This window comes from Isoptericola sp. NPDC060257 (assembly GCF_042726645.1).
Lineage (GTDB): Bacteria > Actinomycetota > Actinomycetes > Actinomycetales > Cellulomonadaceae > Isoptericola > Isoptericola nanjingensis.
Genome location: NZ_JBHXAW010000010.1, coordinates 1 through 24,427, shown reverse-complemented (window position 1 = coordinate 24,427; position 24,427 = coordinate 1). Strand labels below are relative to the sequence as shown.

21 protein-coding genes are annotated in these 24,427 nt (G+C 74.8%); 7 read left to right on the top strand and 14 right to left on the bottom strand.

The features are described 5' to 3' along the window. Positions 1 to 62: 62 nt before the first annotated feature. Positions 63 to 725, bottom strand: coding sequence for a trimeric intracellular cation channel family protein (locus ACFWEK_RS01820; protein WP_430545262.1), 663 nt, complete (start codon positions 723 to 725; stop codon positions 63 to 65). Positions 726 to 877: 152 nt separating this feature from the next. On the opposite strand from ACFWEK_RS01820, the gene sepH reads away from it, so the two are divergent. After that, positions 878 to 2,089, top strand: coding sequence for a septation protein SepH (gene sepH / locus ACFWEK_RS01815; protein ID WP_430552892.1), 1,212 nt, complete (start codon positions 878 to 880; stop codon positions 2,087 to 2,089). A gap of 36 nt (positions 2,090 to 2,125) precedes the next feature. On the opposite strand, the gene ACFWEK_RS01810 is transcribed toward sepH, so the two are convergent. From ACFWEK_RS01810 to ACFWEK_RS01785, 6 genes are all read right to left on the bottom strand, one after another. After that, on the bottom strand, positions 2,126 to 2,785 hold the full coding sequence (locus ACFWEK_RS01810) for a thymidine kinase (protein WP_429729821.1): 660 nt from the start codon (positions 2,783 to 2,785) through the stop codon (positions 2,126 to 2,128). A 48-nt stretch (positions 2,786 to 2,833) separates the two neighbouring features. Continuing rightward, complete coding sequence (locus tag ACFWEK_RS01805; RefSeq protein WP_430545259.1) at positions 2,834 to 3,445, bottom strand: DinB family protein; 612 nt, start codon at positions 3,443 to 3,445, stop codon at positions 2,834 to 2,836. A gap of 82 nt (positions 3,446 to 3,527) precedes the next feature. Then, positions 3,528 to 4,745, bottom strand: a complete 1,218-nt coding sequence (locus ACFWEK_RS01800; RefSeq protein WP_430552891.1) for an alkaline phosphatase family protein — start codon at positions 4,743 to 4,745, stop codon at positions 3,528 to 3,530. Beyond that, the gene (locus ACFWEK_RS01795) at positions 4,742 to 5,341 is read right to left on the bottom strand and encodes a DUF5998 family protein (protein ID WP_430545257.1); all 600 of its coding nucleotides are present in this window, start codon (positions 5,339 to 5,341) and stop codon (positions 4,742 to 4,744) included. Before ACFWEK_RS01795 ends, ACFWEK_RS01800 begins: the two co-directional genes overlap by 4 nt. Further along, positions 5,319 to 6,194 (bottom strand): DUF899 family protein, encoded by an 876-nt coding sequence (locus tag ACFWEK_RS01790; protein WP_430552890.1) that lies wholly within the window; start codon positions 6,192 to 6,194, stop codon positions 5,319 to 5,321. Before ACFWEK_RS01790 ends, ACFWEK_RS01795 begins: the two co-directional genes overlap by 23 nt. 84 nt (positions 6,195 to 6,278) lie before the next feature. Continuing rightward, entirely contained in the window at positions 6,279 to 9,104 is a 2,826-nt protein-coding gene (locus ACFWEK_RS01785) for a GNAT family N-acetyltransferase (RefSeq protein WP_430552889.1), read from the bottom strand. Positions 9,105 to 9,285: 181 nt separating this feature from the next. Here ACFWEK_RS01785 and ACFWEK_RS01780 point away from each other — a divergent pair, with 181 nt between their 5' ends. Next, positions 9,286 to 11,769: a DNA topoisomerase (ATP-hydrolyzing) subunit A gene (locus ACFWEK_RS01780; protein WP_430552888.1), complete on the top strand. Its 2,484-nt coding sequence runs from the start codon at positions 9,286 to 9,288 to the stop codon at positions 11,767 to 11,769. Positions 11,770 to 11,804: 35 nt separating this feature from the next. Here ACFWEK_RS01780 and ACFWEK_RS01775 read toward each other — a convergent pair whose 3' ends face one another. Continuing rightward, the gene (locus tag ACFWEK_RS01775) at positions 11,805 to 12,509 is read right to left on the bottom strand and encodes an alpha/beta fold hydrolase (protein WP_430545253.1); all 705 of its coding nucleotides are present in this window, start codon (positions 12,507 to 12,509) and stop codon (positions 11,805 to 11,807) included. A 50-nt stretch (positions 12,510 to 12,559) separates the two neighbouring features. Here ACFWEK_RS01775 and ACFWEK_RS01770 point away from each other — a divergent pair, with 50 nt between their 5' ends. Further along, entirely contained in the window at positions 12,560 to 13,030 is a 471-nt protein-coding gene (locus tag ACFWEK_RS01770) for a GNAT family N-acetyltransferase (RefSeq protein WP_430545252.1), read from the top strand. Here the strand turns inward: ACFWEK_RS01770 and ACFWEK_RS01765 are convergent. After that, the gene (locus tag ACFWEK_RS01765; RefSeq protein ID WP_430545251.1) at positions 12,943 to 13,692 is read right to left on the bottom strand and encodes a lysoplasmalogenase family protein; all 750 of its coding nucleotides are present in this window, start codon (positions 13,690 to 13,692) and stop codon (positions 12,943 to 12,945) included. The genes ACFWEK_RS01770 and ACFWEK_RS01765 overlap by 88 nt on opposite strands. Positions 13,693 to 13,778: 86 nt before the next feature. Next, positions 13,779 to 14,894, bottom strand: coding sequence for a GNAT family N-acetyltransferase (locus tag ACFWEK_RS01760; protein WP_430552887.1), 1,116 nt, complete (start codon positions 14,892 to 14,894; stop codon positions 13,779 to 13,781). 150 nt (positions 14,895 to 15,044) lie between these two features. On the opposite strand from ACFWEK_RS01760, the gene ACFWEK_RS01755 reads away from it, so the two are divergent. The 3 genes from ACFWEK_RS01755 (at position 15,045) to ACFWEK_RS01745 (ending at position 20,367) form a co-directional block, all read left to right on the top strand. Continuing rightward, positions 15,045 to 15,938: an SMP-30/gluconolactonase/LRE family protein gene (locus ACFWEK_RS01755; RefSeq protein ID WP_430545249.1), complete on the top strand. Its 894-nt coding sequence runs from the start codon at positions 15,045 to 15,047 to the stop codon at positions 15,936 to 15,938. Positions 15,939 to 16,022: 84 nt separating this feature from the next. Continuing rightward, the gene (gene metH / locus ACFWEK_RS01750) at positions 16,023 to 19,598 is read left to right on the top strand and encodes a methionine synthase (RefSeq protein ID WP_430552886.1); all 3,576 of its coding nucleotides are present in this window, start codon (positions 16,023 to 16,025) and stop codon (positions 19,596 to 19,598) included. Between the two features lie 109 nt (positions 19,599 to 19,707). After that, entirely contained in the window at positions 19,708 to 20,367 is a 660-nt protein-coding gene (locus ACFWEK_RS01745; RefSeq protein ID WP_430552885.1) for a GNAT family N-acetyltransferase, read from the top strand. A gap of 17 nt (positions 20,368 to 20,384) precedes the next feature. Here ACFWEK_RS01745 and ACFWEK_RS01740 read toward each other — a convergent pair whose 3' ends face one another. The 4 genes from ACFWEK_RS01740 to ACFWEK_RS01725 are packed head-to-tail and all read right to left on the bottom strand — an operon-like array spanning position 20,385 to position 24,027. Continuing rightward, complete coding sequence (locus tag ACFWEK_RS01740) at positions 20,385 to 20,747, bottom strand: DUF2200 domain-containing protein (protein ID WP_430552884.1); 363 nt, start codon at positions 20,745 to 20,747, stop codon at positions 20,385 to 20,387. Between the two features lie 40 nt (positions 20,748 to 20,787). Then, positions 20,788 to 21,402 carry a DUF6580 family putative transport protein gene (locus ACFWEK_RS01735; RefSeq protein ID WP_430552883.1) on the bottom strand — a complete coding sequence of 205 codons (615 nt, stop codon included), beginning with the start codon at positions 21,400 to 21,402 and terminating at the stop codon, positions 20,788 to 20,790. Then, positions 21,399 to 21,842, bottom strand: a complete 444-nt coding sequence (locus tag ACFWEK_RS01730; RefSeq protein ID WP_430552882.1) for a DUF4430 domain-containing protein — start codon at positions 21,840 to 21,842, stop codon at positions 21,399 to 21,401. The genes ACFWEK_RS01735 and ACFWEK_RS01730 overlap by 4 nt, the downstream gene beginning before the upstream one ends. A 58-nt stretch (positions 21,843 to 21,900) precedes the next feature. Then, entirely contained in the window at positions 21,901 to 24,027 is a 2,127-nt protein-coding gene (locus tag ACFWEK_RS01725; protein ID WP_430545243.1) for a type IIA DNA topoisomerase subunit B, read from the bottom strand. 136 nt (positions 24,028 to 24,163) lie between these two features. Between ACFWEK_RS01725 and ACFWEK_RS01720 the strand changes: the two genes are divergently transcribed. Beyond that, positions 24,164 to 24,379 carry a DUF7455 domain-containing protein gene (locus tag ACFWEK_RS01720; RefSeq protein ID WP_429729875.1) on the top strand — a complete coding sequence of 72 codons (216 nt, stop codon included), beginning with the start codon at positions 24,164 to 24,166 and terminating at the stop codon, positions 24,377 to 24,379. The last annotated feature ends 48 nt before the right edge of the window (positions 24,380 to 24,427 follow it).

Below are 24,427 nucleotides of genomic sequence, written 5' to 3'. Positions count from 1 at the left end.
AAGTCGGTGCCGGTGTCGCTTCCGTCGGTCCGGTCCCCGGTCGCCGCTCGTTCGTCCACGGCCTACATCTTGCCCGACCGCCGCCCCCACCGGGCGGTCCAGCCGGGGCCGGGGTGCGGCACGGTCCACCCGCGCGCGAGCGACGCAATGCGGAACCCGAAGACCAGGACCACCACCCCGAGGGCGGTCCACACCTGCAGCAGGTCCTCGTGCCACAGCACCGCGGTGAGGCCGGCGCCGACGAGCGCGGGCACGGCGTAGAGCTGGCGGTCCGCGAACACGAGCGGCACCTCGCCCACCAGCACGTCCCGCAGGATCCCGCCCCCCACGGCGGTGAGGACCCCGACCACGACGGAGGCGAGGACGCCCGCGCCGAGGTCGAGCGACTTCGTGGTCCCCTGCAGCACGAAGAGCGACAGCGCGGCGGCGTCGAGCACGAGGATGGAGCGCCGCATCCGCTCCAGGCCCGGGTGGAAGAAGAAGATGATCACGCCCGCGGCGAGCGCGGCCAGCACGAGCCGCCAGCTCGAGATGCCGACCGGGGGCGTGTCGCCGATCAGGACGTCGCGCAGGATCCCGCCGCCGAGCCCGGTCACCCACGCGAGGACGAGGACGCCGAACGCGTCGAAACGCTTGCGCACCGCGGCGAGCCCTCCCGAGACCGCCGCGACGAAGACGGCGACGAGCTCCAGGTAGGAGACGGGGCCGGAGGTGAACGCGTCCACGGGACGCCATCCTCCCAGGCCCGCCCGCCCGGGGCGCGCCAATCGACGGCACACCGACGCGCCTGCGCGGCGCCGCCCCGCGCCGATGGCACCCTCGAACAGGCGGACCCGCCCCGACGGAGTTCCCGAGGGCGACCTGTGAGGGAGGAAGCATGGCCGAGCTCGAGCTCGTGAGGCTGCACGAGGACGGTGAGCGCCTGGTCCTGCGCGGCCCCGACGGCACCGAGAGCACCCTGCCCATCACGGAGGCTCTGCGCGCCGCGGTGCGACGCGACCGACCGCGCACGGAGGCGCTGCGCGCCCAGGCGGCGACGACCCTGCGCCCGCGGGACCTCCAGGCGCGCCTGCGCGCGGGGGCGTCGGTCGAGGAGCTGGCCGAGGAGTCCGGGCTCCCGGTCGAGCACGTGCAGCGCTACGAGTGGCCCGTGGCCGCGGAGCGCGACCACGTCATCGGTCAGGTGCGCGCCCACCGGCTGCCGGGCGACGACGAGACGACGACGCTCGGCGAGGTCGCCGACACGCGACTGGCTGCGAGGGGCGTCACGGCCGACGAGGCCCGCTGGTCCGCCCGCCGCGACGGCACCGCGCCGTGGGTGGTCGAGGTGCGGTTCTCCGCCGGCGACCGCGACCGGTCGGCCCGTTGGACCTTCGACCCCAAGGGCCGCGTCGTGACACCGCTCGACGACGAGGCGCGCTGGCTCGGCCAGCCGGACGACCCGGTCTCCCCCGACGTGCTGGGCGTGCCCTCGATGAGCGGCCGGACCGCCGCCCCCCGCCGGCACCCCGACGACGACACCACGGCGCTGCTCCTGGACGACCTCGCCGGCCGGCGCGGACAGCGGCCCGGCGACCGCCGGAGGGCGCCCGCCCGCGCGGCGGACGACGTCCCACCCCCGCCGGAGCCGGTCCCCGTCGGCCACGTCAGCGCTCCCCCGGCCGACGTGTCGACCGGCGCACCGGAGCCGGAGCCGGAGCACGCCGACCTGGCGGGCGCGAGCGTCGTCGACCTCGGGTCGCGCCGGGCGGGCCTGCGCCCGACCCCCGACCGCTCGACCCACCCGTCGTCCGCGCGCCGGCCGTTGCCGGGGGTGCTGCCGCCCGACCAGGACGACGACGGGTCCGAGGAGGCCGGCGGCGCCGCGGACGCCCACCAGGACGGTCACCAGGACACCCGTCCCGACGTCATCGACGACGCGCCCGCACCCAGCGGTCCGCCCGCGCAGGGCGCCGCCGGGCCGCAGCCCGCCGCACCGGCGCCCCGGAGCGACAAGCCCGCGGGCGGGCGACGCCCGGGACGCAAGGGCCGTGCGCAGGTGCCGAGCTGGGACGAGATCGTGTTCGGCGGCGGCCGCCCCTCGTCCTGACCGCGGCGCGACCTCGGGCCCGGTTCCGGCCGACGGCTACGCGCCGTCGCCCAGGTCCAGCTGGTCCGTGACGGCCGCGCGGCGGCGGGCGTCGGCCTGCGTCATGCGTCGCATGTGGTGCCGCCGGCACAGCACCTCGTACGACACCGGTCCGCCGTCGGGCGCGCCCGCGACGTCGCCGACCACCACCTGGTCGCCCTCGACGACCATCACGCCACCGACGGTGCGCGCGTTGTGGGTGGCCCGCGCGCCGCACCAGCACAGGGAGCGCACCTGCAGCTCCTCGACGCGGTCCGCGAGCTCGATGAGGCGGGCCGCGCCGGGGAACAGCCGGGTGCGGAAGTCGGTGGTGATGCCGAAGGCGAAGACGTCCAGCTCCACCTCGTCGACGAGCCGGGCGAGCTGCTCGACCTGGGCCGGGGAGTAGAACTGCGCCTCGTCGCACACGAGGTAGTCCACGACGCGACCGGCCTGCCGCTCGGCGGCCACGACGTCCCAGAAGTCGGTGTCGTCGGTGACCTCGCGGGCGTCCACCTCGAGCCCGAGCCGCGACGACAGCCGGGACGTGCCGGCGCGGTCGTCGCGGGTGAAGATCAGCCCGGTCCGCCCGCGCGCCGCGTGGTTGTGGTCGGTCTGCAGCGCCAGCGTCGACTTGCCGCTGTCCATGGTCCCGGAGAAGAAGACGAGCTCGGCCATGGGCCAGATCCTGTCAGACCTCGCGCCTCCCCGGCGTCGTGCGCCGCGCTACTGGCCCACGCGCCCGTCCACGCACTCCCGCAGCAGGTCCGCGTGCCCGCAGTGCCGCGCGTACTCCTCGACATGGCTGAGCAGCAGCTCCCGCAGCGAGATCGCGCCACCCGGCTCCGCGCCGAGGTCGGAGAAGCCGGCGTTCGTCGCGCCGAGGTCGTCGATGCCGTCGACCATGCGGTCCGTGGCGGCCATCTCCTCGCGCCAGTGCCGGAACGCCTCGTCGACGACGGCGGGGTCGGCGACGGCGCCGTCCCAGTCGCCGTCACGGTGCGTCTCGCTGCGGTACAGCCACGGCGCGTCCTCGCCGGTCATGATGCGGCGCACGTGCCGCTCGTCCTCCGTGAGGTGCCGCACCAGGCCCAGCAGCGACATCGTGGACGGCGGCACCGAGCGGCGGGCGAGCTGCTCCGCGTCCAGGTCGGCGCACTTCATCTCGACGGTCAGCCGGTACGAGCGCAGCGCGTCGAGCAGGATCGCCCGCTCGTCCACCAGCTCGACGTCGCTCTCCCGCGGGTCGTCGTCGGGGTCCACCCACATGTCCGGGTACACGGTGGCGCGGGTCCACCGGGGCGCGGGGTCCTGGCCGCCCTGAATGAGCTGCTCCATCTGGGCATCGTGGCACCCGGCACGCGAGCGCGCCACGACATTCGGCGCGGCGCGCGCCCGACCCGAACCGCGACGACGCGCGCTACGCCTGCGCGACGAGCAGCGGCACGACCATCTCCGCGGGCGTGAGCGACCCGTGCACGCCCGGCATCTCGCGGGCGCCGGACGGGTGCAGGCGCGAGTCGACCACCGTCGCCGCTCCGCGCGCCGCGACCAGGACGTCGCCCACGGCGGGGAGCACGTGGTCGGCCACCGGGCCCAGCCAGCCGGCCGCGACGGCGTCGTCGCGCAGGACGACGAGCGCGTCGTCGCCGAGCACCGCGGCCCAGCGCGCCGCGACGTCCCGCGGGTCGGCGCCGGGCGCGACGTACACGTGGCCGGCGCGCGGCTCGCCGCCGAGGAGCGCGACGTCGCGCGCGAGCTCGGGGTGCGCGGCGACGTCGTGCTGGCGGGAGAGGTCCGCCGTCACCTGACCGTGGTCGGCCGTGACGACGACGAGCGTGCCCTTCGGTACGGAGCGCACGAGGCGGCGCAGCTCGGAGTCCGTCTCCTCGAGGGCGTCGCCCCACTGCCACGACTGCGGGCCGTGCTGGTGGCCCGCCTTGTCCACGGCGCCGTGGTAGAGGTACACGAGGCCTGGCGCGCGCAGCTCACGCACCGTGACGCCCACCTGGGCGTCCAGCCCCTCGGCGGCCAGGTAGCGCGGCCCGCGCAGCGCCGCGCGCGTCATCCCGGAGCCCGCGAACCGGGCGGGACCGGGCGAGGTGACGCGCACGCCGTCCCGCACGAGCGTCTCGAGCACCGTGGGCTCGCGCTGCACGTCCTCGGGCTCGGCACGCATCGGCCCGGAGAGCTTGGTGCGCCGGTACGGGTCGGACTGCTCGGTCCAGGACACCGTGGTGGCCAGGCCGCCCGTGGCGGGGTTGCGCTGCGTGTAGCCCAGGAGCCCGGTACGCCCCGGGGCCGTGCCGGTCCCGAACGTCGCGAGCGCCGCCGCCGTCGTCGAGGGGAAGCTGGACAGCACCGACCGGCCGTCCGCGGCCAGCGAGCGCAGGAACGGGGCGTGCCCGCCGCGCTCGGCGAGGTTGGCCAGGCCCAGGCCGTCGACGAGGACCACGACCGCGCGCTGCACCCCGGACGGCAGCCCGAGCGCGTCGCGGCAGTCCGCCGACCGCAGCCCGGTCGCCGTCGTGAGGTCCGCCCCGAGGGCCCCCGCGACGGCTGGCAGGACGGCGGCGAGCGAGCCCGTCCCGTAGGAGGGGGCGAGGAGGCCGTCGGGCAGCGCGAGGGTCGCCGTCATCGGGCGGCGCGCCCGCCCGTCCCGGTCGCCGCCGACAGGGAGCGCGAGAACGCGATCGCGCGGCGCAGGGCGTCCCGACCCTCCGCGGCCCCGCTGACGCGCACCACGACGTCGTCGGGCGTGAGCGTGCCGGTGAGGCCGTGGTCGGCCTCGCAGTTCGGGTCCGGGCACTGCGCCGGCTCGAGGTCGACGCGGGAGACGGCGCCCCACCCGATCGCGAGCGTGAGTTCGGACGCGCTGTCGCCGGGCCGGTGCTCGGCCGGCTCGTCCACGACGTGCGTGAGCGCGACGGACCGGATCTCGCTCAGCGGCACGGCCTCCGTGGTCGCGGCCGCCGACGACGGGTGGGCGGCGTCGCCCTCGTGGTCGTCGACGTGCGCGGTGACGAGGCGCGTCGGCGTGAGGGCCAGCACGGTGAGGTGCCGGCGCACGGCGTCGTCGAACGTGGTCTCCGCCTGGACGAGGTGCGCGAGCACGTCCTCGTCGGCGAGGGCGACGTCGAGGACGTCCTCCACGAGGTCCGGGTAGTACCCGGCCCGGCGCACGTGGGCGGACAGGTCGGCACGGAGGTTCTCACGGGCGGTCGCATGCGGCACCCGCGCATTCTCCCACCACCCCCGGCGGGAGACCACCATCGCCCGGGCGGGCCGTCCCGTGCGGGTGGTCGTGACCCGACTCCCCCGCCGGGCCGGCGTCCGGGCGCGCCCACTGGGCGGTGGGCCGGCCCGCACCCCAGCCGCAGCCGGACCCGTCCGCGTGCGCCCGCCAGAACCAGCCGGGCTCCCTGCCGTCCGGCCACCCCTCGGGGTACTCCTGCCAGGACTCGACCCTGCCGCGGGGCGTCAGGTCGAGCAGCGCGAGCGCCGGCATCGTGGCCTCGCAGCCTCGCCCCGTGAGCGTGCCGGTGAGGAACACCCGGTCGCCCTGGCGCAGGAAGCACACCCAGGTGCCGGAGTTGTCGCCGCGCACGATCTCGTCCTCCCCGCGGGACGCGGGGTCCGCGAGCGCGTACCAGTGCTGCGGGTATCCCATGAACTCCACGAACGGCGCGAGCTCGGCGTAGGTCGCCTGCGCCAGCACCGCGAACGACACGCCTCGGGCGGTGAGGTAGGCCGGGTCCTGCACGGCGAGGTACGTGAGGGTGCAGCCCGCGCACTGGTCCTCGACCGGCGCGCCCGGGTGCCACATGTGCTGGTAGACGACGAGCTCCTCGCGCCCGGCGAACAGGTCCAGCAGCGTGGTGGGGCCGTGGGGCCCGACGACGACGGAGCCTGCGTCGACCTCCGTCATCGGCAGGTGGCGGCGGGCGGCGGCGATCGCGTCGCCCTCCCGCGTGTGCGCCTTCTCCCGGACGAGCAGATCCTCGCGGGCGGCCCGCCAGGCCTCCCGGTCGACGATGGGCGGGACGGCGGGTGCCGAGGCGACGCCCTCGGTCCGAGTCGTGGTCATGGTGCGCTCCTCGCTGGTCGGCAGTCATCAGCACGACGAACGGGCGGCGCCCGGACCGACACCCAGCCGGGCGTCAGGCGGGGATCAGCCGGGCAGCGCGCGCCGGGGAGCGTCCGCCCGCTGGGCCGCCGACCGCAGCCGGACGACGGCGTGCAGCACGCTCACGCCGACCGAGCCGACGACGACCGGGTACAGCTCCAGCGACGCGAGCTCGGGGAGGTCGTCGGCCAGCACGGACACGCGCGCCAGCACGTCCTCGAGCGCGTCGATGTCGGCCTCCGGCGCGCCGCCGTACCCGAACAGCCGCGGCGCCGCGCGCACGGTGCGCACCATGGCGGCCACGTCGACGTCGGTCAGGGGCGGGATGCCGTAGGCCACGTCGTCGAGGAGGTCGGTCGCGTCGCCCGCGAGGCCGAACGACACCTTCGGACCGAACAGCGGGTCCTCGCCGGAGCGGATGACGCACGGCACCCCGACGGGAGCCATCGCCTGCACCTCCATGGCGGGCTCGTCCTCCCCCAGGACCTCCAGCGCGACCTGCCGCATGCGCTCGACGTCGGCGCGCAGCTCGGCAGCATCCGCGATGTCCAGGCGCACCCCACCCAGGTCGGTGCGATGGCGCAGCGCCGTCGAGGCGGTCTTGAGGGCGACCGGCCAGCCGAGCGTGTCAGCCGCCGCGACGGCCTCGTCCGCCGTGCGCACGGTCCGCGAGCGCCACAGCCGGACGCCGTAGCAGTCGAGCAGCTCCGCCGTCTCGTCCTGGGTGAGCACCCGCCCGTCGCCGCCCTCGGCGTCGGCGAGCCAGCCCTCGACGAGCCGGCGCGCCCGCCGCGCGTCCATCCCCTCCGGCCGCACGTGGGTGCCGCGGTCCTCCGTGCGCCAGCGCGCGTACGTCACGACCTTGCCGAGCGCCGTCACCGCGTCCTCCGGCGTGGAGAACGCGGGGATCCGCACGGGGGTGCCGTCCGGGCCCGTCGTCGCGAGCTCGTCGGGCAGGCCGCTGAGGCCGAGCATCGACGCGACGGTGGTGCGCCCGGTCCGCGCGGCCGCCTCGGCCACGGCCCGCGCCACGGCCCCGGTGCGCGGCACGACGACGGGCACGTCGACGGCGACGACGACGTCGCACGCCCCCGGCGCGTACAGGGCGTCGGTCACGTGGGCGATCTGCTCGTCGGTGGCGTCCGGCGGCAGGAAGTCGGACGACGCAGCGACGACGAGGCCCGCCGCGGCCGCGGCCTCGGCGACGAGGGCGGCCAGTGCGGCGGACGACGCGAGGATGCCCACCCGGCTGCCGCTCGGCAGCGGCTGGTGCGCGAGCACCTGCGCGACGTCCATGAGCTGGTGGGTGTTCTCGGCGCGGATGACGCCGGACTGCCGCAGCATCTCGTCGAGCAGGCGGCGCGGCGCCCGCGTGGCACGCACCGCGTGCCCCGGGGGCACGACCTGGCCCGACCGGCCCGCCACCACCACGACGACGGGCTTGACCCCGGCCAGGCGGCGCGCGATCCGGGAGAACTTGCGGGGGTTGCCGATGGACTCGAGGTAGAGGCAGACGACGGCGGTGCGCGCGTCGTCCTGCCAGTACTGCATGAGGTCGTTGCCCGACACGTCGGCGCGGTGGCCCGCGGACAGCAGGGCCGACACGCCGAGGCCACGTCGCTCGAGCGTCCGCGTGAGCGTGACGGCGGCGGGCGCCGACTGGCAGAACATCCCCACCACACCGGCGCGCGGCGACCGCTCGGCGAGGCTCGCGTGCAGCCGCGCGCCCGGCGTCGTGGTGAGCAGGCCGAACGACGCGGGACCGACCACCCGCATCCCGCCCGCGTGCGCGGCGCGCACCAGCTCGCGCTGCCGGGCCAGGCCGTCCGGCCCTGTCTCCGCGTACCCGGCGGCCAGCACGACGACGCCGCGCACGCCGCGCCCGGCCAGGCGCCGCACCGCGTCGACGGCGTCGTCCGGCGGCACCGACAGCAGGACGAGGTCGACGCCGTGGTCATCGGCGGCGCCGTGCGCAGCCCCGTCGTCCGCAGCGTCGTCCGCGCCGCCCTCGACCCCCAGCACGTCGTCCCACGACGCCGCGACCGCGAGCCCCGGGGCGTCCGGGACCGGCCCGGGGGCGCCGAGCACGGTGAGCCGGGTGTCCCCCGGGTCAGCCGCGGCGGCGTCAACGACGCGCTGCGCGAGGTGGTGCTCCGGCGTCGCCCCCGCCGGCCCCACGGGGCCGGGTCCGACGAGCAGGACACGGCGGGCCGACAGCAGCGCCTGCATCGAGCGTGCCTCGGCGCGGTGCTCGCGGTCGGCCATCACCTCGCGGGAGCGCTCCGTGGGGTCGAGGTCGAACGCGACCGTGACCACGCCGTCGTCGAGGTGCTGGCTCACCGCGTACCCGGCGTCGCGGAAGACGGCGAGCATCGACGAGTTCTGCGGCAGCACGTCCGCGGTGAAGCGCCGCACCCCACGCTCGCGCGCCGCCGCGGCGACGTGCTCGAGGAGGACCGAGCCGAGGCCCTTGCCCTGCATCGCGTCGGCGATGTTGAAGGCCACCTCCGCCTCCGCGGCCGAGACCTTGTCGTACCGGGCGACGCCGAGCACGTCCTCGCGCGGGCGGCCGTCGTCGTCGACGCCGGGGCGCACGGCGACCAGGGCCACCCGGTCGCGCTGGTCGAGGTGCGTGAGGCGGTTCAGCTCCCGGTCCGTGAGCCGGCGCACCGGCGCGAAGAAGCGGAAGTACGCCGAGCGCTCTGACTGCGCCACCTGGAAGCGCTGGATCGCGTCGGCGTCGTCGGGACGCAGCGGGCGCACGTGCATGGTGGTGCCGTCGCGCAGCACGACGTCGGCCTCCCACGCGACCGGGTACTCGGGGTGCTGCCGAGCGTCCTGCCGGTCGTCCGGAGTGTCGGGTACGTCCACCCGTGCAGGCTATCCGGGCCCTACGACGGCGGCTCGTCGCCGCGCCTGCGCGGCCCTGTGGGCGCCGCCGGATAGAGTCTGGTGCGGTCCGCGGAGGACGCCCGCGCCCCAGCGAGCACGACCCCGACCACGACACCGACCGTCCCGCCGAGCCACCCATCGAACTCAGGAGCCGCACCGCATGGCGCGCAAGAGCAGCAGCGCACCCGTCACCGACGAGCCGTTCGACGAGAAGATCGTCGACATCGACGTCGCGGCGGAGATGGAGACGTCGTTCCTCGAGTACGCGTACTCCGTCATCTACTCGCGCGCGCTGCCCGACGCCCGCGACGGCCTGAAGCCGGTGCACCGCCGGATCCTGTACATGATGTCGGACATGGGCCTGCGGCCCGACCGTGCGCACGTGAAGTCGTCGCGCGTGGTCGGCGAGGTCATGGGCAAGCTCCACCCGCACGGCGACACCGCGATCTACGACGCGCTGGTGCGCCTCGCGCAGGACTTCTCGATGCGCCTGCCGCTGGTCGACGGGCACGGGAACTTCGGCTCGCTCGACGACGGGCCGGCCGCCCCCCGGTACACCGAGGCCCGGCTCGCCCCGCCGTCGATGGCGATGACCGCCGGGCTCGACGAGGACGTCGTCGACTTCGTCCCGAACTACGACAACAAGCTCACACAGCCGTCCGTGCTGCCGTCCGCCGTGCCGAACCTGCTGGTCAACGGCTCGTCCGGGATCGCCGTCGGCATGGCGACGAACATGGCGCCCCACAACCTCGTCGAGGTCGTGGCCGCCGCCCAGCACCTCATCACGCGCCCGGACGCGACGCTCGACGACGTCATGCGCTTCGTCCCCGGCCCCGACCTGCCCTCGGGCGGCAAGATCGTCGGGCTCGACGGCGTGCGCGACGCCTACCGCACGGGGCGCGGCACGTTCCGCACGCGCGCCACCGCCCGCGTCGAGAACGTCACGCCGCGCCGCAAGGGCATCGTGGTGACGGAGCTGCCCTACGGCGTCGGCCCGGAGAAGGTGATCGAGAAGATCGCCGACGGCGTGAAGGCCAAGAAGATCCAGGGCGTCACCAACGTGCAGGACCTCACGGACCGCACCCACGGCCTGCGCCTGGTCGTCGAGGTGAAGACCGGCTTCGACCCGGACGCCGTGCTGGAGCAGCTGTACCGCACCACGCCGCTCGAGGACTCGTTCGGCATCAACAACGTGGCCCTCGTCGACGGCCAGCCGCGCACGCTCGGTCTGCTGGAGCTGCTGCGCGTGTGGGTGGAGCACCGCATCGACGTGGTGCGCCGCCGGTCGACGTTCCGGCTCGCCAAGCGGCAGGAGCGCCTGCACCTGGTGGAGGGCCTGCTGCTGGCCATCGTCGACATCGACGAGGTCATCCAGGTCATCCGCTCCTCCGACGACGCCGCGGCGGCCCGCGAGCGCCTCATGGGCGTCTTCGACCTGTCGGAGCCCCAGGCCACGTACATCCTCGACCTGCAGCTGCGCCGCCTGACCAAGTTCTCCCGGATCGAGCTGGAGAAGGAGCAGTCGGAGCTGGAGCGCGAGATCGCCGAGCTGCAGGAGATCCTCGCCGACGACGCGCGCCTGCGCGCCGTCGTCAGCGCCGAGATGGGCGAGGTCGCCTCCACCTACGGCACGCCGCGCCGCACGGTGCTGCTCGACTCCGCCGGCGGCGCCACCGCCCCCGCGGCGACGAACGGCCGCAGCAAGGCACCGGCCATCAGCCTGGAGATCGCGGACTCCCCCACCCGGGCGCTGCTGTCCGCCACCGGGCTCCTGGCCCGGACGTCGGGCGAGGCCGCGGACGCGCCGCTCGAGCGCGCCGGCCGCCGGCACGCCCACGACGCGATGCGCGGCGACGTCGCGACGACCACCCGCGGCGACGTCGGCCTCGTCACGTCCGCCGGCCGCCTGCTGCGGGTGTCGGTGCTCGACCTGCCCGCGCTGCCCCCGGTCGACGGCCCGCCGTCGCTGTCGGGCGGGATCCCGGTGAGCGAGCTCGTCGCGCTCGCACCCGGCGAGACGGCGCTGGCCGTGGCCTCCCTGGACGAGGACGCGCCCACCCTGGCCCTCGGCACCGCGAACGGCGTCGTCAAGCGCGTCGCGGCGGGCGACGTGCCCGCGAACCGCGACGAGTGGGACGTCATCGCGCTCAAGGACGGCGACCGGGTGGTGGGCGCCGCACCGGTGGGAGAGGACGACGAGCTCGTCTTCGTCGCCTCCGACGCGAGCCTGCTGCACTTCGACGCCTCCGCCGTGCGCCCGCAGGGGCGGGCTGCGGCCGGCATGGCGGGCATCCGCCTCGGCGCGGGCCAGCACGTCGTCTTCTTCGGCGTCGCGCGGGCGGCGACCCGCGACCTGCACACCGTCGTCACGGTGGCGGGGGCGTCGGGCGCGCTGCCCGGCACGGGCGGCGGCTCCGCGAAGGTCACCCCGTACGAGCTGTACCCCGGCAAGGGGCGCGGCACGGGCGGGGTGCGCGCGCACCGCTTCCTCAAGGGCGAGGACGGCCTCGTCCTGGCCTGGGTCGGAGAGGGCCCCGCCCGCGCCGTCGGCGGCGCCGGCCAGCCCGCCGAGCTGCCGGAGAGCACCGACCGCCGCGACGGCTCGGGCCAGCCGCTCGGCGCGCCGGTCGCGGCGATCGGCTGACCTGGTCGGCTGACCTGGTCGGCTGACGCCGCGGCTCAGCGCGCGACGGCGTCGACGATCGCCGCGCCCAGGTCGGCCGGGCGCGTGAACATCGGCCAGTGCCCCGTGGGCAGGTCGACGATCTCGTAGTCGCGCAGCCGCGCGAGCTCGGCGACGAACGGGTGCCCCTGCGCCACCAGGCTGCGCAGGGTCTCGGCCGACATCTCGGACGCGATGACCGTCGACGGGATGTCGAGCCGGCGGTCGTCGTCGGACAGCCGGTGCCCCTCGCGCACGGTCCCGCCCGGCTGCGGGATCGAGCCCGCCAGCACCTCGGCACGGATCGTGTCCGTCATCCCGCGCAGCGAGTCCTCGCCGAACTCGCCCCAGTCGAGCGGGTACTCGACGGCGTCGGCCGGGAAGTCCGCGTTGGTGGCCTGCCCGTCGGCTGCCGGCCCCGAGTCCACGTAGACGACGTGCGCCACCCGGTCGGGACGGGCATCGGAGGCCGCGTACACGAGCCCGCCGCCCGCGGAGTGCCCGACGAGGGCGACGGGCGCGTCGCCCGGGACGGCGTCGATCGCGGCGACCACGGCGTCCACGTGGTCCGCGAGATGGATGCCGGAGCGGTCGGCATCGACCGCCTCCATGCCCGGCAGGGTGACGGCGTGGGGCGTGTGCCCCGCCGCCGTGAGCGCCGGGACGACGTCGTCCCAGGCCGATCCGTCGAGCCAGAACCCCGGTACCAGGATGATGTCCATGTCCCGAGATTAGGCGTGACCTCCGACACGTCGGCTGCTTCACTGCCGCCATGCCGGACCTCGACCTGACCGACCTCCACCTGCCCGACGGCTACGCCTTCACCACCGCCCCCGAGCGGATCGACACCGACCGGGCGCACGAGCTGCTCGCCGCGCACGCGTACTGGGCCGTCGGCCGCTCCCGCGAGCAGCACCGGGCCGCCGTGGCAGGGTCGCGCAGCTACGGCGTCCTCGCCGCGACGGGCGACCTCGCCGCCTACGCCCGCCTGGTCACCGACGGCGCGACGTTCGGCTGGCTCGCGGACGTGATCGTCGACCCCGCGCACCGCGGGCACGGGCTGGGCCGCGCCGTCGTCGCGGGGGCGCTGGCCGACATCGAGTCCCTCGGGCTGAAGCGGGTCCTGCTCCGCGCGTCCGACCAGGGCCGGCGCATCTACGAGCGCGCCGGCTTCACGCCCGTCCCCGAGCCCGACACCTGGATGGAGCTGCGCGCGAGCACCCCCGCGACCAGCAGCGCCTGACCCGCGACGTAGGTGAGCATCACCCAGAAGCCGGAGGCGGGCGGGTCGAACCAGCCGGTGAAGGCGCCCAGCGCGATCATGGCGTCCGACGCCAGGAACACGACGCCGCCCGCTCCGGCCAGCGGGTGCACGCCCGTGGCGAGCACCGCCATCGCCACCAGGCAGACCCCGTACACGACCACGGCGGCCAGGAGCGGGCCGGGCGCGCCGGGGGCGCACGCCACGACGAGTGCGGCGGCCGCGAGCGCGTAGGGGGCGAGGAGCGCCGGTCGGCGCGCGACGCTCGCTCGTCGGGACGGCCAGAAGGCGACGACGTACGTCACCTGGGCGAGCAGGAAGAAGCCCACCATGACGAGGAACGCGGCGTCGCCCTCGAACGCCGCGGGCGCCGTGTCCCCCAGCCACGACAGGCCGAGGGCGACCGCGACGACGCGGACCAGCCGCGAGCGAGGGGCGGGCGCGGCGCACCAGAGCGTCCCGGCGAGCAGCGGCATCAGGCAGACCTGCGTGACCCGCGCCCAGGTGCTGGCCTCGGCCACCTGGGCCACGAGGTGCAGCACGGTGAGCATCGCGAGCGCGACGGCGGCCGCGCGGGAGGTGACGGTGGGCAGGAGCCGCGGGGGCGGCGCCGGGAGCAGCCCGTGATGAACGACGTCGGTCACGCCCGGCAGCCTAGGCCCCCGGGCCCTCCCGCCGAAACCCGGCCTCCCCGGTCCCGGCCGGGGCGCGGCGCGCGGGCGCTGCGCGGTCAGAGCTCGATCGTCAGCAGCCGCGACCCGTGGCGCTTCGTGTACCCGAGGCTGGCGTACAGCCCGTGCGCCCCGCTCGGGTTCTGCGTGTCGACGTCGAGCGCCGCGACCGCCATGCCGTCGGCCGCGTACGCCCGCATCCCCGCGGCGAGCAGCGCGACCGCGACCTTGCGCCCGCGGTACGCGCGGCGCACGCCGAGGGTGTCCGTGTAGCCGAACGGGTGGCCGCGCACCGCGAAGTCCTCGGTGTACCGCGACCCGACGTGGTAGCCGACCACGAGCGGCGCGCCGGCCCGCAGGGCTGCCGCGGTCTCGGCGTCGGTGGAGGGGTCGGCGAGCAGGGCCGCGACGTCCGGTGCAGGGTCCACGACGACGAACGACCACTCGGGCGCGTACGTCGCCCGGCCGTTGCGCCACTGCTCCGGCGTCTGCGGCTCGCTGCCCCAGTGGTCGCGGAACGCGTCGTTGTGGGCCAGGCGGGCGGGCTCGTCGTGCTCGTCGTCGAGCGGTACCAGCCGGAGGCCGCCGTCGAGGTCGACGACCGGCAGCGGGTGGGTGTCGAGGTCGCGCAGGTCCCGCTCGAGGTCGGAGTAGTAGCGCCGCGGCGTGAAGCCCGCCCGCTCGTACAGGCGCACCTTCGCGGCGGGAGCGTCGTCCTCGAGGAACCCCGCGAGGCGTCCCGGCACGTCCTTGCCGGAGGCCGCGAGCACCTGGCGCGCCCGGGCCTCCTGCCAGGCGAACACCTCCCGGCCGATGCCCTCGCCGCGGCGGTCCGGGTGCACCCCGCCCCACAGGAACGCGCGGACGCGCCGCGTGTCGCCGGGCATCGTCTCGACGTCGCCGTAGGCGCGCAGCGCGCCCGCGGCGTCCAGGCCGAGCACCGTGTCGGCCGCGAGGTCGCGCCAGGGCGCCCCCAGGAGCTCGGCGACCTCCGCGAGGGACTCGCGGTAGGGCTCCTGGTCCGCGGCGGCGATCGTGTTCCGCAGGTCCAGGAGCGCGGGCGCGTCGTCGGTCGTCGCGGGCCGCCAGGTCAGGCCGCCCGCGGTCAGCGCCGGCAGCACGGCGGGGGCGGCGGCGCGCTCGGCGAGGGACGCGCGCAGATCGGTGCTGGCCATGGGCCCACGGTAGGTGGGCCGCGGCGTCGCGCGCACGGCTTTTCGCGGCCGGCGCCGGTTGTCGCGGTGCGACGGCGTGTGGCACGGTGCAGCCACCGCACAGCCTCCTGACCTGCACGGACCACGCACCACGACCCGCCGGAGCCCGCGATGACCGAGACCGTCCCCGCCGTCTACGAACGCCTCGACGAGCGCTTCGCCGCCGTGCGCGGCGACGGCCGCCTCGAGCGGCTGTGGACGGGTGGCCGCTGGACGGAGGGCCCGCTGTACGTGCCCGCCGGCCGGTACCTGCTGTTCAGCGACATCCCCAACGACCGCGTGCTGCGGTGGGACGAGGCGGACGGGTCGGTGAGCGTCCTCGAGTCGCCGGCCCGCTACCCGAACGGCCGCACGATCGACCGCCAGGGGCGGGTGGTCACCTGCCGGCAGGGCGCGCGCCGGGTGGAGCGCACCGAGCACGACGGCTCGACGACGGTCCTCGCGGACCGCTGGCGCGGACGGCGGCTCAACAGCCCGAACGACGTGGTGGTGTCCGCCGACGGAGCGGTGTGGTTCACCGACCCGCCGTACGGCATCACGACCGACTACGAGGGCGAGCGAGCGGACCCGGAGATCGACGGCTGCCACGTCTACCGGGTCGACCCCGCCACGGGTGACGTGACCGCCGTCGCCACGGACCTCGAGCGGCCCAACGGCCTCGCGCTGTCCGTGGACGGGACGCACCTGTACGTCGCGGACACGCGCCGCCGGCACCTGCGGGTCTTCGCCGTCGACGGCGGCCGGCTCGCGGGCGGGGAGGTGTTCGCCGAGCTCGACGGCGGCCCGGACGGCGTACGCGTCGACACGGCGGGCCGCGTCTGGGTGGCCGCCGGCGAGGCCCTGCACGTGCTCGACCCCGACGGCACGCTCCTCGGGCGGCTCCGTCTGCCCGAGGAGGTCTCGAACCTCGCGTTCGGCGGCCGCAAGCGCAACCGCCTCTTCGTCACGGCGTCGACCTCGGTGTACTCGATCCTGCTCACCGTGAACGGTGCGCCGCTGCTCTGAGCGGCCCGCGGTGTCGGCTCGCGGGCCCGCTCGCGGCTGTGGACGCACCGTCCGAGGGCCGCCGCGCGCCGTTACTCTGCACGGGTGACGACCACGCTCGACCCTGCCGCCGCCGACGCCCGATCCGCCGCCCTGCGCGAGGCCCTGCGCACGCGCGTCGTGGTGGCCGACGGCGCCATGGGCACGATGATCCAGGCCGCGGACCCGACCCTCGAGGACTACGAGGGGCACGAGGGCTGCAACGAGATCCTCAACGTGTCGCGCCCGGACATCATCCGCGCCGTGCACGACGAGTACCTCGAGGTGGGCGTCGACGCGATCGAGACGAACACCTTCGGCGCCAACTGGTCCAACCTGTCCGACTACGGGATCGACGACCGGATCCGCGAGCTCGCGCGGGCCGGGGCGGCGCTGGCCCGCGAGCGCGCCGACGCCTTCGCGACCGCCGACCACCCGCGCTGGGTGCTCGGGTCGATGGGCCCCGGCACCAAGCTCCCGAGCCTGGGGCACACCACGTACGCGCACCTGCGCGCGACGTTCGCCGAGCAGGCGGCCGGCCTGCTCGAGGGCGGCGCGGACGCGCTGCTCGTCGAGACGAGCCAGGACCTGCTGCAGGCGAAGGCCGCGGTCACGGGCTGCCACGACGCGATCGCGGAGGTCGGCCGGTCGGTGCCGGTCATCGTCTCCGTGACCGTCGAGACCACCGGCACCATGCTCATGGGGTCGGAGATCGGTGCCGCGCTCACCGCCCTGCAGGCGATCGGCGTCGACGCGATCGGGCTGAACTGCGCCACCGGCCCGGACCAGATGAGCGAGCACCTGCGCCACCTCGCGCGTCACAGCGAGGTCCCGGTCACCTGCATGCCCAACGCGGGTCTGCCCGAGCTGGGGCCGCACGGCGCCGTGTACCCGCTCACGCCCGAGGAGCTGGCCGCGGCGCACACGCAGTTCGTGCAGGAGTTCGGCCTCGGCCTCGTGGGCGGCTGCTGCGGCACGACGCCGGAGCACCTGCGCCAGGTCGTCGAGGCCGTGCGCGGCCGCGCGCTGCCCGACCGGAACCCGCAGCGCGAGAACGGCGTCGCGTCCCTGTACTCGCACACGGACCTGCGGCAGGACACGTCGTACCTGGCCATCGGCGAGCGCACCAACGCCAACGGCTCCAAGGCGTTCCGCGAGGCGATGCTCGAGGGCCGCTGGGACGACGTCGTCGACATCGCCCGCGCCCAGACGCGCGACGGCGCCCACCTGCTCGACGTCTGCGTCGACTACGTGGGGCGCGACGGCGTCGCGGACGTGCGCGAGGTGGTCTCGCGCCTGGCGTCGGCGTCCACGCTGCCGCTGGTCATCGACTCCACCGAGCCGGCCGTGCTGCAGGCGGGGCTCGAGCTGCTCGGCGGCCGCGGCGTCGTGAACTCGGTGAACTTCGAGGACGGCGACGGCCCCGGCTCGCGCTACGCCAGGATCATGCCGCTCGTGCAGGAGCACGGCGCGGCCGTCGTCGCGCTGACCATCGACGAGGAGGGGCAGGCGCGCACCAAGGACGGCAAGGTCGCCATCGCCACCCGCCTCATCGAGCAGCTCACGGGCGACTGGGGCATGCGGGTGGACGACATCATCGTCGACGCCCTGACCTTCCCCATCGCGACGGGTCAGGAGGAGACGCGGCGCGACGCCATCGAGACGATCGAGGCGATCCGCGAGATCACGACCCGATACCCCGGCGTGCACACCACGCTCGGCGTCTCCAACGTGTCGTTCGGCCTCAACCCGGCCGCCCGCACCGTGCTGAACTCGGTGTTCCTGCACGAGGCGACCCAGGCGGGCCTGGACTCCGCCATCGTGCACGCGGCGAAGATCCTGCCCCGCAACGCGATCCCCGACGAGCAGTGGGAGGCCGCGGAGGACCTGGTGTGGGACCGGCGGCGGTACGACGACGAGGGCAACCTCGTCCACGACCCGCTCGCGCACCTCCTCGAGCTGTTCTCCGGCGTCGACGCCACCGCGCTCCGCGACCAGCGTGCCGCCGAGCTCGCCGCGCTGCCCGTCGGCGAGCGCCTGGAGCGCCGCATCGTCGACGGCGCGCGCAAGGGCCTCGAGGGGGACGTCGACGAGGCGCTGGCCGACGGCATGAAGGCCCTCGACATCGTCAACACCCACCTCCTGGGCGGCATGAAGGTCGTGGGCGAGCTGTTCGGCTCCGGGCAGATGCAGCTGCCCTTCGTGCTGCAGTCCGCCGAGGTGATGAAGACCGCGGTGGCGCTGCTCGAGCCGCACATGGAGAAGGTCGAGGGCGGCGAGGGCCGGTCCAAGGGCACCGTGGTGCTCGCCACCGTGCGCGGCGACGTGCACGACATCGGCAAGAACCTCGTCGACATCATCCTGACCAACAACGGCTACACGGTGGTGAACATCGGCATCAAGCAGCCGGTGAGCGCCATGATCGAGGCCGCCGAGGAGCACGACGCCGACGTCATCGGCATGTCCGGGCTGCTCGTGAAGTCGACGGTCGTGATGAAGGAGAACCTCCAGGAGCTGGTCTCCCGCGGTATGGAGAAGCGCTGGCCGGTGCTGCTCGGCGGCGCCGCGCTGACGCGGACGTACGTCGAGGACGACCTCGCCTCCGCGTTCCCCGGCACCGTGCGGTACGCGAAGGACGCCTTCGAGGGGCTGCGGCTCATGGAGCCCCTCGTCGCCATCGCGCGTGGCGCCGACCCCGAGTCCGTGGGGCTGCCCGCGCTGCGCAAGCGCCGGCACGGCGTCGTCACGGTCACCGAGACCGCGCCGGAGGACCTGCCCGCGCGCTCCGACGTCGCCGCCGACAACCCGGTGCCGGAGCCGCCGTTCTGGGGCACCCGCATCGTCAAGGGCATCCAGCTTGCCGACTACGCCGCGTTCCTCGACGAGCGCGCCACGTTCATGGGCCAGTGGGGGCTCAAGCCCGGCCGCGGGGACGACGGGGCGTCGTACGAGGAGCTCGTCGAGACCGAGGGCCGGCCACGGCTGGCCGCCTGGCTCGACCGTGTCCGCACGGACCAGATCATGGACCCGACGGTCGTGTACGGGTACTTCCCCGTGTGGTCCGAGGGAGACGACGTCGTGGTGGCGCACCACGACGGGCCGGACGGCGGTTCCGGCGGCGAGCCGGGCACCGAGCGCCTGCGGTTCCGGTTCCCGCGGCAGCGCCGCGACCGGCACCTGTGCCTGGCCGACTTCGTCCGCCCGCGCTCGTTCGCCGAGGAGTCCGGGCGGTTCGACGTCCTGCCCGTGCAGCTCGTGACCGTCGGCGACGCCGTCTCGGGGCACACCGCGAAGCTCTTCGAGGCGAACGCCTACCGCGAGTACATGGAGCTGCACGGCCTGTCCGTACAGCTCACCGAGGCGCTGGCCGAGTTCTGGCACTCCCGCGTGCGCGACGAGCTCGGCTTCGCCGGCGAGGAGCCCACCGACGTCGAGGGCCTGTTCAAGCTGCAGTACCGCGGCGCGCGGTTCTCCCTCGGCTACCCCGCGTGCCCCGAGATGGAGGACCGCCGCAAGGTCGTCGAGCTGCTGCGCCCGGAGCGCGTGGGCGTGACGCTGTCCGACGAGCTGCAGCTGCACCCCGAGCAGTCCACCGACGCGTTCGTCTTCCACCACCCCGAGGCGAAGTACTTCAGCGTGTGAGGCCGCCGGGCCGGTGCGCGTCGAGCTGCCGGTCGAGGGCGCGCCTCCTCGACGCGGGCGGCGCGCCCCCGTGGTCGACGTCGGGCGCGCGACCAGGGACGATGTGACCATGAGCACGCCGCAGACCGGTCAGGACGCCAGCCCCGCGGGCAGGCCGCCGACGATCGAGGTGGACCGCTACCGGCCCGCCGACCGCGCCACCCTCTACGACGTCTGCCTGCGGACGGGCGACGCCGGCGAGGACGCGACCGGGCTGTACGCCGACGGCGACCTCCTCGGCCACGTGTACCTCGGCGCGTACCTCGAGCTGGAGCCCGACCTCGCGCGCGTCCTGCGGCGGGAGGACGGCACCGCCGTCGGCTACTGCGTGGCCACCGCGAGCACCACGGACTTCGAGCACCGCTGCGAGGAGAGCTGGTGGCCCGCGCTGCGCGCCCGCCACGCCGCTCGCGCCGAGGAGGACGAGTCGCCGGACGCGCGGCTGCTGCGCATGATCCACGCGCCGTCGCGGACCGAGACCCCGTGGCTCGCAGAGTTCCCCGCGCACCTCCACGTCGACCTGCTGCCCGAGGCGCAGGGCGGCGGCCGCGGCCGCCGCGTGCTCGAGGCGACGCTCGACGCGGTCGCCGCCACCGGCTCACCGGGCATCCACCTCGGCGTCGGCGCGAGCAACGTGCGCGCCATCGGCTTCTACGAGCACCTGGGCTTCCGCACCCTGGAGCACCACCCCTGGGGGCTCACGATGGGACTGCCCCTGCCACGCCGCTGACGGCGAGCCGGCCGTCGCTAGGCGGCCGCGCTCCCCCGCAGGATCGACGTCATCTTCTTGCCCTTGGCGACCTCGTCGACGAGCTTGTCCATCCAGCGGATCTGCTGCATCAGCGGGTCGTCGATCTCCTCGACGCGGACGCCGCAGATCACCCCGGTGATGAGCGACGCGTTCGGGTTCATCGCGGGCGCCCGGGCGAAGAACGTCTCCAGGTCCACCTCGTCGGCGATCGCCTTCTCGAGGCCGGCGTCGTCGTAGCCCGTGAGCCAGGTCAGGACGCGATCGAGGTCGTCCGTGCTGCGGTCCTTGCGCTCCACCTTCTGCACGTACAGCGGGTAGATGCTGGCGAAGGACATCCGGCGGATCCGGTCGGCAGGCATCGGTCGCCTCCTGTCGTGACGGTCGTTCCTGGACTCGAGGCTATCGCGCGACGACGGCCTCGGATGCCGCCACGGAAGCCCGCTCCAGCCTGGCCACCAGCGCGACGAGCCCGGCCGCGAGCGGGCCCAGCACCAGGTTGCCCAGCAGCATCGGACGCAGGAACGGCAGTCCGGCGACGTAGCTGGCGAGCAGGCCGTCCAGGCCCGCGGGGTAGAACGTGCCCCGGCCGAGCCACCACACGCCCGCGTTGGTCCAGAGGTAGAAGAACAGCGAGCTGCCGACGCCGAAGCCCAGCGCGGCGACGAGGCGCCCCGTGGTGCCCCGGGTGCGGCCGGCCCACCAGGCGCCGACGCCGATCGCGGCCCACGCGGTCCACGTGAACACCAGCACCGACGAGTTGCCCAGCAGCACGTCGCTCAGCGCGACCACGACCAGCGGGGCGAGCATCGCGAGCCGGTGGCGCAGCAGCCCGGCGGCGACGAAGGCAGCGGCGGTCGAGAGCTCGAGGTTCGGCGGCGCGCCGAGGTCGGTCTTCACGAGCCGCCAGACGACGGCGCCCGCGACGAGCAGCACGGCCAGCGCGGGCCGCCACCACCGGTGCACGAGCTCGCGGGCGGAGAGCGGGGCCTCCAGGCGGGAGGTCGCGGCGCTCACTGCTCGATCTCCTCGAGCTTCCAGGTGATGGTCTGCCCGTCCTTCGTCTCGAGCGAGCCCGCGCCGACCTGGGCCATCTCGTCGTCGACGTACAGGCCCCAGAACTCCGTCTCCGGGTCGGCCTCGCGCCCGCGGATCGCGGTGACGAACGCGTTCTCGCCCTTGCCCTGCACCTGGGCGTCCGGGTCCTTCTCCTCCAGCAGCTCGAGAGCGGTCTTGCCGTCCTCGCCCTCGTAGGAGAACTCGCTGAGGTTCTCCGCGACCTGCTGCGTCGGGTCGGCCGACGCGCTGGCGGACGCCGACGAACCGGCGTCCGGCGTGCCCTCGTCGGAGCAGCCGGCGAGCAGGCCTGCGGCCAGGACGGTCGCGGGGAGGAGGACGAGCAGTCGCGACGCTGCCGGACGGGAGGCCGGACGAGAGGTCGTGCGGGGGATCTTCACGGCCAGAGGGTACCCATCACCGGAGGGCACCCGCCGCTCGGGCCGCCATCCGGACGGGTCAGGCGTCGATCCGGGACTGGTCGAGGGTGTTCGCCCCGGCGACGATGAACTCCTTGCGGGGCGCGACGTCGCTGCCCATGAGCAGCTCGAACACGCGCTCCGCAGCCTCGGCGCCCTCCACCGTGACCCGGCGCAGCGTGCGGTGCCGCGGGTCCATGGTGGTCTCGGCGAGCTGGTCGGCGTCCATCTCCCCCAGGCCCTTGTAGCGCTGGATGTCCTCCTTGTACCGGCGCCCGGCCCGGTCGAGCTTCTTGAGGGTCGCGGTGAGCTCCGCCTCCGAGTACGTGTACAGGTACTCGTTCTTGCGCCGGCCGCTGCCCAGCACCTCCACCCGGTGCAACGGCGGGACGGCGGCGAACACGCGGCCCGCCTCGAGCATCGGCCGCATGTACCGGTAGAAGAGCGTGAGCAGCAGGGTGCGGATGTGCGCGCCGTCGACGTCGGCGTCCGTCATCAGCACGATCTTGCCGTAGCGGGCGGCGTCGAGGTCGAAGGACCGGCCGGAGCCCGCGCCGAGCACCTGGATGATGGCCGCGCACTCCGCGTTGCGGAGCATGTCGCTGATCGACGCCTTCTGGACGTTGAGGATCTTGCCGCGGATCGGCAGCAGCGCCTGGAAGTCGCTCGAGCGGGCCAGCTTGGCCGTACCGAGGGCGCTGTCGCCCTCGACGATGAAGAGCTCGCTGCGGTTCACGTCGTCGCTGCGGCAGTCCGCGAGCTTCGCCGGCAGGGACGACGCCTCGAGGGCGTTCTTGCGCCGGGAGATCTCCTTCTGCTTGCGCGCCGTGACGCGGGCACGCATCTCGGCGACGACCTTCTCGAGGAGCAGTGCCGACTGCGCCTTCTCGTCGCGCTTGGACGACGTGAGGAGGGCGCCCAGCTCCTTCTCGACGACGCGGGAGACGATCGCCCGCACGGGAGCGGTGCCGAGCACCTCCTTGGTCTGGCCCTCGAACTGCGGCTCCGCGAGCCGGACCGTGACGACCGCGGTGAGGCCGGCGAGGACGTCGTCCTTCTCGATGCGCTCGGCCGCGTCCTTCGTGGAGACCTTCAGACGCCGCGCGTTCGCCTCGATCTGCTTGCGGACGGTCTTGAGCAGGCCCTGCTCGAACCCGGACAGGTGGGAGCCGCCCTTGGGCGTCGCGATGATGTTGACGAAGGTGCGCACCTCGGTGTCGTACCCGCCGCCCCAGCGCAGGGCCACGTCCACCTCGCAGTCGCGCTGCACCTCCTGCGGCGACATGTGACCGCGGGAGTCCAGCACCGGCACCGTCTCGGTGAAGTGGCCGCTGCCCTTGAGCTGCCACGTCGACGTCACGGGGGCGTCGGGCGCGAGGAACTCGACGAAGTCGATCGCGCCGCCGTCGTGCTGGAAGACCTCCTCGTGCGGACCCGCCTCTCCCGGCGTGCCCGGCAGACCGCGCTCGTCGCGCAGCGTGAGCTTCAGCCCGGGGACGAGGAACGTCGTCTGGCGGGCGCGCGTGACCAGCTCGTCGTAGCTGAACACCGCCGTCTTCGGGAACACCTGGCGGTCCGCCCAGTAGCGCACCCGGGTACCGGTGACGCCGCGCTTCGTCTTCCCGACGATCGCCAGCTCGGACCCCGACACGAACGGCTCGAACGGCGACTCCGGGGACGGGCCGGAGACCGGGTCGGAGAAGACGCCCGGCTCGCCGCGGTGGAACGTCATCCGGTGGGTCTTCCCACCGAGGTCGACCTCGACGTCGAGGCGCGCCGAGAGCGCGTTGACCACGGAGGCACCCACGCCGTGCAGGCCGCCCGACGCCGTGTACGAACCGCCGCCGAACTTGCCGCCCGCGTGCAGCTTCGTGAAGACGACCTCGACGCCGGTCAGGCCGGTCTTCGGCTCGACGTCGACCGGGATGCCGCGACCGTCGTCCTCGACCGTGACCGACGAGTCGGCGTGCAGCACCACGCGAATGTTCGTCGCGTGCCCGCCGAGGGCCTCGTCGACGGAGTTGTCGATGATCTCCCACAGGCAGTGCATGAGGCCGCGCGAGTCCGTCGACCCGATGTACATGCCGGGGCGCTTGCGCACGGCCTCGAGGCCCTCGAGGACGGTGAGGTGGCGCGCGGTGTACCCGGACTCGGAGGTGGCAGTCACGGGAACGAGGGTAGACGACCGAACAGGTGTTCTTGTGCGCTCCACGCCGTCGGGCTGTGCTCCACGCCGCTATGCCCGGAGCGAACCCGACCCGGGTCCGGGATGCTCCGGGCCACCTGTCTGGTTGGATGGTCATGTGAGCACCACGACGACCGAACCGACCCAGCCGCTGACCGCCGCCGACCGCTGCGACCGCTGCGGCGCCCAGGCGTACGTGCGAGTGGTCCTGCCTGTCGGAGAGCTCCTCTTCTGCGGGCACCACGCACGCGCGCACGCGGACGCCTACCAGGGTGTCGCCGTCCACGTCCAGGACGAGACGGACCGTCTCCACGAGGAGCACGGGGCGCGCTGACCCCGGCGCAGCACACCGACCCCACGAGAGCCCCGCACCGTCCGGTGC